The 15303-nt window shown below is 35.4% G+C and carries 11 protein-coding genes; 10 read left to right on the forward strand and 1 reads right to left on the reverse strand.

The genetic code is table 11. From position 1 onward, the window contains the following. The first annotated feature begins 33 nt into the window (after positions 1–33). From tamL to EO244_RS17210, 5 genes are all read left to right on the forward strand, one after another. Positions 34–2355, forward strand: coding sequence for a translocation and assembly module lipoprotein TamL (tamL, locus tag EO244_RS04340; RefSeq protein WP_129253330.1), 2322 nt, complete (start codon positions 34–36; stop codon positions 2353–2355). 231 nt (positions 2356–2586) lie between these two features. Next, positions 2587–3663 (forward strand): class II fructose-bisphosphate aldolase, encoded by a 1077-nt coding sequence (fbaA, locus tag EO244_RS04345; protein ID WP_129253332.1) that lies wholly within the window; start codon positions 2587–2589, stop codon positions 3661–3663. 173 nt (positions 3664–3836) lie between these two features. After that, positions 3837–5198: a sodium-dependent transporter gene (locus EO244_RS04350; protein WP_129253334.1), complete on the forward strand. Its 1362-nt coding sequence runs from the start codon at positions 3837–3839 to the stop codon at positions 5196–5198. A 309-nt stretch (positions 5199–5507) separates the two neighbouring features. Further along, positions 5508–8060 carry a bifunctional aconitate hydratase 2/2-methylisocitrate dehydratase gene (locus EO244_RS04355; protein WP_129253336.1) on the forward strand — a complete coding sequence of 851 codons (2553 nt, stop codon included), beginning with the start codon at positions 5508–5510 and terminating at the stop codon, positions 8058–8060. 278 nt (positions 8061–8338) lie between these two features. Continuing rightward, positions 8339–8497, forward strand: coding sequence for a transposase (locus EO244_RS17210; RefSeq protein ID WP_129253338.1), 159 nt, complete (start codon positions 8339–8341; stop codon positions 8495–8497). 234 nt (positions 8498–8731) lie between these two features. Here the strand turns inward: EO244_RS17210 and EO244_RS04365 are convergent, their stop codons facing one another. After that, complete coding sequence (locus EO244_RS04365; RefSeq protein ID WP_129253340.1) at positions 8732–11122, reverse strand: cache domain-containing protein; 2391 nt, start codon at positions 11120–11122, stop codon at positions 8732–8734. Positions 11123–11595: 473 nt separating this feature from the next. Between EO244_RS04365 and EO244_RS04370 the strand changes: the two genes are divergently transcribed. The 5 genes from EO244_RS04370 (at position 11596) to EO244_RS04390 (ending at position 15257) form a co-directional block, all read left to right on the forward strand. Continuing rightward, positions 11596–12303, forward strand: coding sequence for a hypothetical protein (locus tag EO244_RS04370; RefSeq protein WP_129253342.1), 708 nt, complete (start codon positions 11596–11598; stop codon positions 12301–12303). A 112-nt stretch (positions 12304–12415) separates the two neighbouring features. Next, positions 12416–12721, forward strand: a complete 306-nt coding sequence (locus EO244_RS04375; RefSeq protein WP_129253344.1) for a TfoX/Sxy family protein — start codon at positions 12416–12418, stop codon at positions 12719–12721. 4 nt (positions 12722–12725) lie between these two features. Continuing rightward, entirely contained in the window at positions 12726–12974 is a 249-nt protein-coding gene (locus EO244_RS04380) for a putative signal transducing protein (RefSeq protein WP_129253346.1), read from the forward strand. A gap of 473 nt (positions 12975–13447) precedes the next feature. Then, positions 13448–14032 (forward strand): phage tail protein, encoded by a 585-nt coding sequence (locus EO244_RS04385; protein WP_129253348.1) that lies wholly within the window; start codon positions 13448–13450, stop codon positions 14030–14032. A 64-nt stretch (positions 14033–14096) separates the two neighbouring features. Continuing rightward, positions 14097–15257 carry an ABC transporter substrate-binding protein gene (locus EO244_RS04390; RefSeq protein ID WP_129253350.1) on the forward strand — a complete coding sequence of 387 codons (1161 nt, stop codon included), beginning with the start codon at positions 14097–14099 and terminating at the stop codon, positions 15255–15257. Positions 15258–15303 lie beyond the last annotated feature (46 nt).

Raw genomic sequence — 15303 nt, forward strand, 5'->3', positions numbered from 1 at the left:
TTTTTATCCTTAATCTTTGCTCTGTTTTTACTCATGGGAGCTGTTTCTTGTTCGACTACCAAATATGTGGGCGACAAGGAATATCTTTTAAGTAAGGTGAGTGTTAAAGTAGATGATAAGAATATTTCTTCAAGCGAGCTTAATCAGAATATAAAACAAAAACCGAATATTAAAATTTTGGGTGTTTGGAAGTTTCATCTGGGCTTGTATAATCTTTCCGGAAAAAATAAGAAGAAAGGGATTAATAAATGGTTACGTCGAATTGGAGAGGAACCTGTTATTTATGAAGATTATCAAACACAAAGAGCTAAAGTTCAACTGGAAATTTATCTGAGAAAAAAAGGTTATTATAATGCTGTAATTGAGGACACGGTTATTTTTCGAAGAAAAAAAGCGAAGCTTAAATTTAATATCATCGCCGGTACGCCTTACAAGTATCGAAATGTTTATGACGAGGAATCTGATTTGCCACGTAACTTTTTATCACCATATCAAAAAAGTAAAGAAATAAGTGATACATCTTTGCTCAGATATTATTTGGTTGCTGATTCGGTAAATAGAGATATCAAGCCCGGACAGAATGTGGATTCTGATAATTTGGGAAAGGAGCGTGATCGGATTTCAAAATTGATCAAGAATCAAGGTTATTACAATTTCTCTAAGGAATATATTCATTTTATGATGGATAGTATGGGTAAGGACCATCAGATGGATGTTTTTGTAGGGATAAAGAAACCTCAATCTCTGAATGTTGAACGCAAGTATCGTATTAGATCTATTGTAGTTAATACGGATTATAATCCCAAATCTGAGTTGATGAACGATTCGTCGTATATAAGTAAGCTGGATACTTTAACGTATGACAACTGTCAATTCATTTATAATAAGAAGTTGAATATCAAACCTGATGTTATTTTGAATTCATTAGGCTTTCAGCCGGGAAGTCTTTATAATTTATCTAATGTTGAAGCATCATATACTAAGCTTCAGGCTTTAAGTCAGTATAAATTTGTGAATATTCGATTCGAAGTTGATGCTGAAGCTGAAAATCAACCTGAAGGCAGTTTGAATTGTATTATTCAATTGACTGCACACAAAAAACAAGCTTATACCATCGAGGTCGAAGGAACCAATACTTCGGGTAATATTGGATTTGCAGGTAAGTTGCATTACCAGCATCGAAATTTATTGCAGGGTGCAGAGATTCTAGATATTAGTTTATCTAATGCGACAGAAACGGTAAAATCGAGTAGTAAGGGGAATTTCTTTTCCCGGGAGTATGGTGGTGAGGTTAGTTTGAGTACGCCAAAATTCATGTTGCCTTTTTTTAATGCCAATCGTTTTAAACGAAAATACAATCCTAAAACAAGATTGTCAATGGCCTACGATTATCAGAAACGTCCTGATTATACAAGAACACAGGCTGATATAAGTTTTGGTTATAATTGGAAATCGTCTCGTTATTTGTCTCATAGTCTTAGTTTAATGGAGTTGAGTTTTGTTGACGTTAAAAATTTAAGTGACGATTTTCTGAAAAATATCAATAATCTGTATATCGCCAATTCTTTTACCGAACATGTTATCTCGACGACGCGTTATACATTGACCTATAATAACCAGAACCTGAACAAACCAAGTAATTATAATTATTTGCGTTTAAGTTTTGAGACGGCAGGTAACGCGCTTAAAACGGTTGATCAGCTCATGGGGTCAAAAAAGAATGAAGACTATAATGATGCCGGAGAATTGGAGGGAACCTATTATGATTTATTGGGTATTCGTTATGCACAGTATGTGAAAATGGATGTTGATTACCGATACAATTGGCATTTAAACAAAGTGAACACAATTGTGGGACGTTTGTTTTTAGGTTTGGGATATGCTTATGGAAATTTGGAGGTATTGCCTTTTGAAAAGAGTTATTTCTCAGGTGGTGCCAATGGTATCCGAGCTTGGCAGGTCAGGTCTTTGGGGCCGGGATCGTTTTCGAATGATCAGGCTGCTTACCCGAATAATACTGCCGACCTAAAATTGGAAGGAAATCTGGAATACCGTTTCAAATTGATCTGGGCATTGGAAGGCGCTTTGTTTGTTGATGCGGGTAATATTTGGGCCGTATCATCAAAAGATGGTCGTGCTGGTGCAGAATTTGAAATGAACCGATTTTATAAAGAAATAGCAGTTGGAACGGGAATTGGTGCACGTGTCGACCTGAACTTTATACTTTTCAGATTGGATTTAGGTCTGAAATTAAGAGACCCGTCATTGCCTGTTGATCAACGTTGGATTATTGGAAATCGGCCATTTAATTTTTCTCAGTTAACCTATAATATAGGTATCGGCTATCCATTTTAAATTGCATTCGTTTGCGGAATTTTCTTAGAAAAAAAAGGAGGTAAGTTCTATTATTTCTTTTTAACTTCGTACTCAAATTGGGTATATATCTAATTGATATTGCCTAATTTTATGTAACCCGAACCATTTTAATAAAATTAGATTACAAGAATGTATTCTTGTTTCAGAACTGAAATTTGAGTAAATTCTGTTCAATATTTATTGAGTTAATCTTATCAAAAACTATCACATATGAAAAAAGTATTAGAAGTAGTTAAGCCAGGTGTAATCACAGGTGATGATTTACAAAAGGTATTTCAGATTGCCAAACAAGAAGGATTCGCACTACCTGCAGTAAATGTTGTAAATACAAACTCAATTAATGCTGCTTTAGAAGCTGCTCGCGAAGCTAACTCTCCTATTATTATTCAGTTCTCAAATGGTGGTGCTTCGTTCTTTTCAGGAAAAGGTATCGGTGCTAATGGACACGAAGCTGCAATTATCGGTGCGGTTGCAGGTGCTAAGTATGTTCACGCTGTGGCTGAGCATTATGGTATTCCTGTAATTTTGCATACTGACCATGCGGCTAAAAAATTGTTGCCTTGGATTGACGGCCTTTTGGATGCTGGTGAGGAATTTTATGCACAAACCGGAAAGCCATTGTTTAGTTCTCATATGCTGGATTTATCTGAAGAACCATTGGAAGAAAATATCGAAACTTGTGCGAAGTATTTAGAGCGCATGAGCAAAATTGATATGACTATTGAAATTGAGCTTGGTTGTACAGGTGGAGAAGAAGATGGTGTGGATAATACAGATATGGATAACTCATTATTGTATACTCAACCTGCTGATGTTGCTTTAGCTTACGAAACATTATTAAAAGTATCACCTCGTTTTACTATTGCAGCCTCTTTTGGTAATGTACACGGTGTTTATAAGCCAGGTAATGTTGTTTTAACACCAAAGATTCTTCTAAATTCTCAGTCGTTTATATCTGAAAAGTATGGTGTAGCTGAGAATACAGTTGATTTTGTATTCCACGGTGGATCAGGTTCTTCTTTGGAAGAGATTCGTGAAGCAATTTCTTATGGTGTTGTTAAAATGAATATCGATACCGATACACAGTGGGCATGTTGGGATGGTGTTCGTAAGTACGAAGCAGCTAATCGTGACTACCTTCAAGGACAGATTGGTAACCCTGATGGAGAAGAGAAACCAAACAAAAAATATTATGACCCACGTAAATGGTTACGTGAAGGTGAGGTATCAATGAAAAATCGTTTGGTTGTTGCTTTCAACGACTTAAATGCTGTTGGCCGTAACTAATAATCTTCTTTATATAGATTTTAAACCCAGACATTGTCTGGGTTTTTTTGTTTCCTAACAATAATCATGTTCAAATAACTTGTGAGTTTTTGTGAATTTAGTTTCTTTATAGACTGATTATTATAAACTAGCCGATTTTTTAACCCCAAAATTGATAAACCCCAAAATCCTATATGAAGTCAGATAAAATTCCCCCAGTCAGAGATGTGTTCTCAAGTAAAATTGGTGTGTTAGCAGCAGCGGCAGGTTCGGCTGTTGGTCTTGGTAATATTTGGAAATTCCCCTATATCACAGGGGTGTATGGAGGCGCAGCTTTCCTTTTTGTTTATTTGGGGTTTATTGCACTCATTGGTTTGCCAATCATGTTATCAGAATTTATGATTGGTCGAAAATCTCGTTCAAATGTTTTTGGTGCTTTTAAAAATCTTGCCCCAAAATCGGGATGGAAATATGTTGGATTATTAGGTGTTGCAGCAGCGACAATGATTCTTTCGTTTTATGGTGTTGTTGCAGGCTGGAGTATCGATTATATTGTAAAGTCTGTGACTAATAGCTTTGCTTCTAAAAGCCCTGAAGAATTAGCCAGCATGTTCACTCAATTTAAAGAGTCGCCTTTGTTACCCGTGTTTTATCAGTTATTATTTATGCTAATGACTATGGCGATTGTTATTATTGGTGTTAAAGATGGAATCGAAAAATATGCCAAAATATTAATGCCAATTTTGCTTCTCATTATTATTGTTCTTGATATTAGAGCCGTTACCCTTGAAGGAGCAAAGGAAGGTTTGTATTTTCTGTTTCATCCTGATTTTTCAAAACTAAGTTCAGATGGTGTATTGAGTGCTTTGGGGCACGCTTTCTTTTCTTTGAGTTTGGGTATGGGAACTCTGATTACTTATGGATCATATATTGGAGATCAGAATAATCTGGCAAAAACAGCTCTGCAAGTAACCGTTGCCGATACATTTATTGCAATTTTGGCTGGAGTAGCCATTTTTCCTGCAGTTTTCGCTTTTGGAATCGAACCAAGTAGCGGGCCTGGTCTTGTTTTTATTACCCTTCCTAATGTATTTCAGCAAATGCCTGGTGGTGTCTTCTTTTCAGTCCTGTTTTTTATCTTATTAACTGTAGCTGCACTGACTTCTTCAATTTCAATTCTCGAAGTGGTAGTTGCTTACTTTAGAGAAGAGCTGAATATAAAAAGGAATCTGGCTACAATTTTAGCAACGGTATTGATTTCTATTGTGGGTATTTTCTGTTCCCTATCGATGGGTTTATTTAAAGAGCAAACGCTGTTTGGCTTAAATTTATTCGATTTAGTTGACTGGATATCTGCAAATATGTTACTTCCGTTAGGTGGTTTGTTTATTTCTCTGTTTATAGGATGGTTTTGGGGTCGTAAAAGGATAGAAGAGGAATTAGCCAAAGGATCGAAATTGAGTCGGGGATTGATAACAGCTTTCATATTTGTTGTTAAGTTTGTTGCCCCGGGAGCAATCGCTATTGTATTCTTAAATGGTTTAGGCCTTATTTAAAGTTAAAATGGAGTCTTTTTCTTAGGTTTGATTGTTTGATTTCGCTCTGTTTTTAGGAATTCGGTTTTGGAGGAAAATCCTATAAATATTACTCAGAAATCGATTTTTTTTGATGGGCCTAAATATAGTATTCTCTTTGATTTAGGGTAGGATTTATCCTCGTTTTTCCATGCTCAAAATATGATATAAAACACATAATTTTCTGGATCGTGTAAATGATAAAAGCTCTATGTTTGTTTCGAATAAAGGGATATTTCTTTATTCTAAATACGTAAGTTACTTAAAGAACATAATCGTATCAACAAACTCATGATTGACGCATATTTAAAACACGAAGCAGCCCGCGCTACCAAAGGTATCCCGGCTTTGCCATTGAATGCAGAACAGACTGCAGAACTTTGCGAGTTATTGCAAAATCCTATCGAAGGAAAAGAGGATTTTCTATTGCATTTATTCAAAGAAAGAATCGCTCCTGGAGTTGATGATTCAACTAAAGTAAAAGCTGACTTTTTAGGACAACTTTTAAGAGGTGAAGTGAGTTCTCCAATCATTACAAAATCTGAAGCTATTAAGATTTTGGGAACTATGATGGGTGGCTATAATGTAACCGTATTGGTTGAGGCTTTAAAAGACGAAGTTTTAGCTGATGAGGCTGCAGAAGCTCTTAAAGGCATTATCCTTGTTTATGATGCTTTCCAAACGGTAGCTGATTTAGCTAAAGACAATGCTGCAGCTAAAAGTGTGCTTGAATCCTGGGCAAATGCTGAGTGGTTTACTAAGCGTGCAGAATTACCAGAAGAAATCAAGCTTAAAGTTTATAAGGTAGAAGGCGAAATCAATACAGATGATTTTTCTCCTGCTTCTCAGGCATTTACTCGTCCTGATATTCCATTGCACGCTTTGGCTATGGGTGCTGGTCGTTTCGAAGATGGTATTGAAACGATTGCCGGATGGAGAAAAGAAGGTCACAAGGTTGCTTTTGTAGGTGACGTTGTAGGTACTGGTTCTTCTCGTAAATCAGCTGCTAACTCATTGCTATGGCATATTGGTGAAGATATTCCTGCTGTACCAAACAAGCGTACTGCTGGTGTTGTAATTGGTGGTGCTATTGCTCCAATTTTCTATAATACAACTCAGGATTCAGGAGGACTTCCTATCACAACTGATGTATCTGTTTTAAATACAGGTGATGAGATTGTAATTAATAATGTGAAGGGTGAAATTACTCGCGATGGTGAGGTAATCTCTACTTATACCTTAGCTCCTGATACTTTGGCCGACGAGTACCGTGCAGGTGGTCGTATTCCATTGATTATTGGTAAAGCATTAACTGAAAAATCCCGCGCCTTACTAGGTATGCCGGCAACTGATATTTTTGCTGTAGCAAACAACCCACAGCCTAAGGCTAATCAGGGCTATACTATGGCTCAAAAAATAGTAGGTAAAGCTTGTGGTGTTGAAGGCGTATTGCCAGGAACATCATGTGCACCTAAAATGACAACTGTAGGTTCTCAGGATACAACGGGACCTATGACCAGAGACGAAATTAAGGAGTTGGCATGTTTGAGTTTTGAGGCGCCAATGTTTATGCAGTCTTTCTGTCACACTGCGGCTTATCCTAAAGCAACTGATGTTACAATGCATAAAAGCTTACCTAAGTTCATCTCTGAGCGTAAAGGTGTGCCTTTGAAGCAAGGTGATGGTGTTATTCACTCTTGGTTGAACCGTTTATTGGTTCCTGATACTGTTGGTACAGGTGGTGACTCTCATACACGTTTCCCATTGGGTATTTCATTCCCAGCTGGTTCGGGTTTGGTTGCTTTCGCTGGAGCTCTAGGTTTCATGCCATTGGATATGCCGGAATCTGTTTTAATCAAATTTAAAGGCAAGCTTAACCCAGGTATCACTTTACGTGATGTGGTAAATGCTATCCCATATTTTGCTATTCAAAACGGACAGTTGACTGTTCCTAAGAAAAACAAAATCAATATATTCAACGGTAAAATTATCGAGATGGAAGGTCTTGAGGATATTACAGTTGAGCAAGCTTTCGAATTAACGGATGCGACTGCTGAGCGTTCTGCTGCTGCAGGTTGTATTAAGTTGTCAGAAGAGCGTGTTATTGAGTACGTGAAGTCTAATGTTGCCTTGATGGAATCTATGATCAAGATGGGTTACGAAGATGCAACTACAATTCAGAATCGTATTGACGCTTGTAACGAATGGTTGGCTAATCCGGTATTGATCTCAAGAGATGAGAATGCTGAATATGCTGCAACTATCGAGATCGATCTTTCTGAAATTACTGAGCCTATCCTATGTTGTCCTAACGATCCGGATGATGTAAAATTACTTTCTGATGTTCAGAACACTGAAATTCAGGATGTATTCATCGGTTCGTGTATGACAAATATCGGTCATTTCCGTGCTTGTGAGAAAGTTTGGAATGGTTTAACGCCATCTGATAAGGTAAGAACTTATATTGCACCTCCAACTCGTATGGATCAGGCTGTATTGAAAGAAGAAGCGACTTTTGCAACTTTCTCTCAGTTAGGTGTTCGTGTTGAGACTCCTGGATGTTCACTATGTATGGGTAACCAACTTCGTGTTCCGGATAAGGTAAATGTATATTCTACTTCAACTCGTAACTTCAACAACCGTATGGGTACAGGTGCTCAGGTTTACCTGGGTTCTGCTGAACTAGGTGCTGTTGTTTCAGTTCTTGGAAAATTACCGACTCCTGCTGAGTATATGGCGATTTACAAAGAGAAGATCGAAGCTCACCAAGAGGAAGTTTATAAATATATGCAGTTCGACGAAATGGATATGGAAGATGCTCTATATCAGCGTCGCGACCTGTAATGATTAACGATTTGTAATTATCGATTGATAATTATTAATTGATAATCACAAATTGTAAATTGAGCTTTAAATATGGACAACCTTAAAGCTTCAATCCAAAGCCGGAGATTTATTCTTCGGCTTTTTTTAGTCCCAAATTTGTTCGGTTCAACACATCAGAAATGCTTGCAGATACGTTGTATGAAAAGATAAGAAAGAGTAAAAAAAACAATATAAGCAGATTTATAATGCGCCTACCAAGCATTTAGGAGGGCTGTTTTAGAGGATTTTGCTAGCAAGTGGAACCAAAATATTCTTATTCAATTAGGAGTTGTAGGGGTAATTGGGAAGAATTCACAGCTTTCTTTGAATTTCCATTAGAGATCAGAAAGATTAATTATAACACGAATTTGACCGAGAGTTTAAATGGGAAAATTAGGCAATACACCCAAAATTAATTGTCTTTCCCTACCAACTATGCTGTAACGAAATACGCTTATCTGGCAATCAGAGAAGCAACTTAGAAATGAACCATGCCAATCAGAAATTAGCGGATAATTCTCAATCAGTTTTTGACTATCATTAAAGAAAGGGAAGACTATAAGTCTAAGCCTTTAAATTTTAACTTACACACTTTGCGGGAAAGTGTTATAAAAAAAGGAAATAATTATTATAAAAATATAATAGCTATTTTAGGACAACATAATCTCTTTGACCAATTCGGTTTGTTTGGGGAAAGTCATAATGAAATCTGAGCCTTTGCCTAGTTCACTTTCTACCCATATTTCACCTTGGTGTTTGTCAACAAACTCTTTGCAGATGAGTAGACCAAGGCCTGTGCCTTTTTCATCCATAGTTCCGCTTGTTTGAATTTTAGTGTCAATTCGGAAGAGTTTAGCTGTATCTTCCGGACTCATACCTACACCATTGTCTTTTATCGAGATTTTAATCTGTTGGTTATCTTCTTCAGCTTTTATTTTTATTTCACCATGTTCCGGCGTGAATTTTATGGCATTCGAAATCAGATTGCGAAGTAAACTGGTTAACATGTTATCGTCAGCATAAACTTGCAGATCAGATTCGTTTGAGCTTTGTATTTTAATCTTTTTTTGATTTGCCTGATAGGAAGCAAATGAAATGGAATCTTCAATAATTGTTTGAAGGTTTAAAAGCTCAGGATTGAATGGGATTTGATCGGACTGACTCATAGCCCATTCAAGTAACTTCTCAAGAAGTTTGTAATTAAGTTTAGCTGAGTGTTGGATATCCTTAATCAAATCGAGTTTGGTTTCATCATCCAGGTCTTCATAACTCATGCTTAGAAGATCAGAAAAACCAATTATAGCATTAAACGGGTTTTTCAGATCGTGGGCAATTATCGATAAGAATTTATCTTTAGTCAGATTAGCTTCTTGTAATTTTTCTGCTGTTGTATTAAGTTCAGTAAGTGTCTTTGTCAGTTTGGTTGTGTCGTATCCCACACCAATAGTAAGATCAGATGAGCTTGAAAAACTAGCCCAAAACTGATTTCTAAGTTCTTTGTTTTTGTTAATGATAGTATATTCACAAAACTTACCGTTTGGCATGGTCATGTGCTTATTTAGAGCCTTAGATTCTTCGGAATATTTTAGTAAGAGTTCAAACGGATTATCAATGTTCTGTATCTCTTTTAAAGTATAGCCCGTTACTTTTTCACATTCTTTATTCCAAAGGCAAATTCTTTTATTTTCGTCCACACCAAGAATCATAATGGGGGCGATTTCAAATAAAGATTTGAATTGCATCTCGCTCTTCTTTAGTTCTTTATCAGCTTTTTGTTTGTCTTCGATAATACGATTGGTCGCATCAGAAATGGTATGGAATTCAGAATAATTTAGTTTTCTTTTATCGATATTGGTGTTGGAATGAATGGCTTTTTTCAGTTGTCGAATAAAGGTTTTGGTATTTCTCTTCGTTTTATTCGTAAGGTATCTAAATATAAACAGGAGAATTAAATGGTTTAGAATGATGAGAATTAAAATTGTGCTCGCTTTTTTGATTTGAGCCTTTTGCATTGTTTTAATATTACCAGCAATTTCGGTTTCAATCAGGCTTAGGTCAAACCAAGCGCCAATTACCCAATTCCATTCAGGATATGCTTTTACAAACGATCTGTTTTTATCTATTTGTCCATTATCTTCATTAAGCCAATCAAAATTAGTGAAGCCTCCATTGGGTTTTTTTGACGTTTCTATTTCGGCTCGAATGAGAGCAAAGCCTTTTGCATCTTTGAAATCGATAATATTATCACCATTGCTGTATTGTTTCGTATTCGATACAATTACGTTCCCACTTGTGTCGTTGATGAAAATTTGTTGATTTACGCCATACTTGATATTTTTGATATATTGAATTGCGTCCTTTTTGATATCTTCTTCTATATCAGGGGTGTATTCACCTGTGCCTAAGATAATATTCAATGGCTTGAAATATCTGAGATAGATAACTGATGGTGAACTAAAGGATTTATTCTCGTTAAGAGAAGATGATTCACCATTAATAAAACCCTTTCCGTGTTCAAGTGCAATTCTTATTTCTTCCTGTACAATTTCTCTTTCAGGGGAATTGGGACCTTCTAAAAAGTTTGTTCCTTCAATTTCCGGATGAGAAGGATAAAGCACTTCTTCTCCATTCGTTTTAATCATAAAATAATCACCGCGAATTTCTTTTGATCTAAGAGGTCGAAGGGCTTCTTTGGCCATTTGAAGTATGGCTTCTTTGCTGTATTTATGTTTATTTTTTTGATATAAATTCTCAACTAATAGGTAGGCTTGATCAACACGGTGCGTGAGAATATCATTCACCTGATTGATTCTAATATCTCGACTAATAGCAATGTGTTCTATCACCTTGTCAACCATATTCTGAACCAATTGTTCTTGAGTTTGGATATGTATTTTCTTGCTGGTTTCGCTTTGTTTTTCAAATGATTTGTATTCGAAATAAAGAAACAAACCACTTGTTAGGATTGCAGAGAGAGCAAAAAATATGATAACGTATAACAGAAAGGTTTGAGGGATGGATAGGGTTCTTTTTTTTAGCATAGGAAAATAAAATGGGCTTCTGAAAAATCAGGGTCTAAACTACAAAAAAATGAACAAGTTTTGTCCTTATTATTGAAAATATATGTTTTGATTGAAAATATAATTTTCTTGATTTGAGTTGTATTATGCGTTTTGCTTATTTATATAATAAAATTTAGGTGTGGACTGATCCTGAATGTAAAATCAATCTTATTGATTGATAGTGCATAACATTTTTAGTTTTTCTTATTAGAATGACTGATACAATGTTAGTGTTTATATTTAGTTTATGATTGGGAAACAACAACTCGTTAGTTTTAGTAGATTTATAAATGCTTATTCTAAAATTCTCGAAAGAAGAAGTGTGTTGCTAAAGAATATAAAAAAATAATAAGATGGTAAGAGCTATCCCGTGAATACTATAATAAATAACATCAGTGGGATTGAATGCTAATTTTTTTAATAGGATTAAATAATTTATTTAAAAGTAAAGTATGAGTAATAAAACACAAAGAGATATAAAGTTTTTAAAGGTCTATTCCGGACTTCTGACATTGGCATTAATGGGGATTATTATATTTCTATTGAGTAAACCAAGGCAGACAAACTTTGAAGAGATTAATGTCGAACGAATAAATGTTGTTGAAAAAAATGGTGATTTGAAATTGGTTATTAGTAATAGTAAAAGGCAGCACCAAGGAGTTGTAAATGGTAAACTTTTACCCAAAAGAAATCGACAGGCAGGTTTGATCTTTTTTAATTCAGTTGGAGATGAATGTGGTGGCCTCATTTATGATGGTAATGATAAAGAGGCTGGCTTGGTACTTTCGGTGGACAAATTCAGAGATGATCAGGTTATGCAACTTAGATATATCGAGAATACAGAGAAAAATCATCGTATGTATGGTCTTCAGTTATGGGACTATCCAAAAGAAGATAGTTATGATGAAAGAAGTGAATCTGTTGAAAACTTGCAAAAGATACAAGACCCCAAAGAAAGAGATGTGGCTTATTTGAAAATGAAAGAAGAAGGGGTGTTACCGGAAAATAGAATGTTTGTCGGCAAGAAGATGAACAAGGATGTCGGGGTTTTTATTAATGATAATAAAGGAAATCCTCGGATTAGGATCTTTATTGACAAGGATAATAATCCCAAAATTGAGCTTCTGGACGAAAAAGGAAAAACAATCAACCAACAATAAATTATTCAGCATAATGGATTTATTTTGTGTATAGGAAAGTTGAAATAGTTGTTTTTTTGTACACGATACAAAGCTGAATAAACTTATTTGGATAATAAAAGGATTTAAATTAATGAAGACTCTGACTGATTTACCTAATATAGGAAAGACTCTTGCAGATAAACTCAATAAAATTGGGATAAAAAATGAGCAAGATTTAAAGCAAATTGGTAGTGAGAATGCGATACTTAAAATTTCTGCAATTGAAAAAAGCGGAGTTTGTATCAATATGCTTTATGCTCTTGAGGGTGCGATACAAGGAATTCGATGGCATGGGCTTGATAATGAAAAAAAGGACGAATTGAAGGCGTTTTACAGAATGTTTGAGTTGAGTGAAAAGCTGTCAAAAGAAGGGATAAACAATTTTAAAAAACATTAATACGATGTCGGAAAAAGATACTGAAATTATTGTCATTTATAGAGGAAATCCCGTTGATTCCGAAATTATAAAGGATGTTTTGAATGATCAGGGAATTGTTGCCAGTTTAAAAAATCAATTGATGGGGAGTATTGCTCCCTGGTACGTTTCTGCCGGAGGAATTAATCCTGTAGAAGTCGAGATTTTTGCAAGAGATAAGGAAAAAGCGCTTGCTCTGATCGACGAGTTTAATAGAAATAACCCGGCTGATTAGTCCTTAATCAGTTCGTGATATAAATTAGTGTTAAGCTGTGGCGATAGGCCATGGCTTTTTTTTGTTCTTTATGGAATAAACAGAGCGATTTTGATTTTATATTTTTTATCAACTTAAGAAAAGTTAATCTGGAATTGTACTTTTTATCTGTTCTTCTTCGACGCTTAAACTATGCATGTTTATATGAAATTTAACTGTTGTATTTATTGTTAATGCTTGATTATCTTTTTATTAGTTTATTGTTTTTTTTGTTTTGCATTATATTGTTTTTTATATTTAGTAATGCTTTGGGGTTGAATTCAGTCATATTGTTTTAAGCTCTTATAAAGTTTGTTTGGTCACACGTTTTAAGTTGTTAGAGGAAGTTTCTGGTTTGTGTTGTTGAATAGGTGTTGGGTGATTAGTTAGATTCAGTTAAGTGTTGATTTGATTTTTTTATTAGCAATATTTATTAATAACCAACATTCTAAATTATGGATGCATTTTTATCCTTTATTGGCTTATGGCCCCTTGGTTGGGCTCCTAATTATTGGTCTCTTTGCTGGGGTCAAACACTTTCAATTAACGACAACACAGCTCTTTATTCTTTGATTGGTACCACTTACGGTGGTGATGGTAGAGTTAGTTTTATGTTGCCCGATTTTAGAGGCAGAGTTCCTCTGGGTTATGGAAGTGGTATAGGTCTTTCTCCTAATCAAATGGGCTTGATGGCTGGTGTAGAAAAAGTGAAACTGGTTTCATCTCAGATACCTACACATACACATACAGCCACTCTTTCGTCTGTAGGTGTTAAATTTATGGCTAGTGCACTTCCCGGAACAGAAAGTGTTCCAGGTACCAATAATGCCAAAACTTTAGCAGCAACAGCAGGAAGATATCCTGATACCATTTACAATTCTGAAGAACCAACTGTAGAGTTGAGAGGGGTGGCCTCTAGTGGTGGTGATATTGATATTCAAGCAGCAGGAGGAGACCATTATCATACCAATATTCAGCCATCGTTGGTAGTGAATTATATCATTTGTATGAATGGTATTTATCCTCCACGACAAAATTAAAAAATAATGGGCTGGCAATTTTTTGCTAGCCCAATTTCCTTTATTATCAAATCCTATTTTTTTGATGAACAATAATATTAAAATCGGTTTCCTTACACCGTATTCTTCAATTTACCCAGAAATGACACCTAGTCTCATTTCTGGATTTTATTCGGCTATTCCAGAGAAATATCATCATCTTTTTCAATTTATTCCCGAGTATGTCGGACAAGGTGGGGATAAAGCCATTACAGAGTCGGTTAATAAGTTGCTAAATTTCAATAGAGTAGATATTGTTTCAGGTTTTGTCAGTTATAAAGTTTTACCGTCGATTATTCCTAATATAGAAAATCGACAAAAAATGGCTTTGTTCTTTGATGTTGGAGAGTATATTCCTTACAATCACCATATTTCAGAATCGGTTTTTAATAATAGTTTTCAAATGTGGCAGTCGGAATTTGCTTTAGGATATTGGGCGTATAAGCAGTTTGGAGATAAGGGAACAGTGCTTACGCCCATTTACGATGGCGGATATCATCTGCAATCGGCTTTTCGACAAGGAGCAGAAATGGCAGGAGCCAAAGAGATGGATTTTAAAGTACTCAATTATCTTCCCGAAGGTTCTCAGGTAAAAGGCCGAATTCAAGAAGTTTTTTCGCAAATAAGAACTGAAAAACCGTCATTTATTCATGCACTTTTCTGTGGGAACGAAGCATTAGAATTCTATGACGAATTTTATAAATCGGGCTTAAAAAATGAAATACCATTAATTGTAAGTGCTCACATGGCTTCAGATGAAATATTAAAGCAAGTGAGTAATCTGGATCTGAAATTTTATTCGGCCTCCATGTGGAATTATAATTCACAAGAAAAGGTTAATCTGTTATTTAAGAAAAGAGTGGCCGATTTTGCAGGTCAAAAACCTGATTTTTATACCCTTTTAGGGTATGAGGTAGGGTTGGTTTTTGAAAGATTAATTCCGGAATTCCAAAAAAGAGATTGGCCAGAAATTAGAAAACGACTCAAAACAGAAACTATTGAAGGGCCAAGGGGCAAACGCTCATTTTTCCTTAACTCAGAATATGCTACCCCAATTATCGATATTGAAAAGATTGGGTTTAATTCTAGCACAGTTACCAAGATTGTTGTTGAACAAGGAAGTGCCTTAAAATACGATCACAAAACATACGAAAAAATTCACAAGGAGAATGTCAGTGGATGGCAAAATCCCTATCTGTGTATTTAAGCTTATTTTTCATTATCAATACTAAATTTACTATTTCTGTTAATTA

The organism is Ancylomarina salipaludis (assembly GCF_004122035.1).
GTDB classification, from domain to species: domain Bacteria; phylum Bacteroidota; class Bacteroidia; order Bacteroidales; family Marinifilaceae; genus Ancylomarina; species Ancylomarina salipaludis.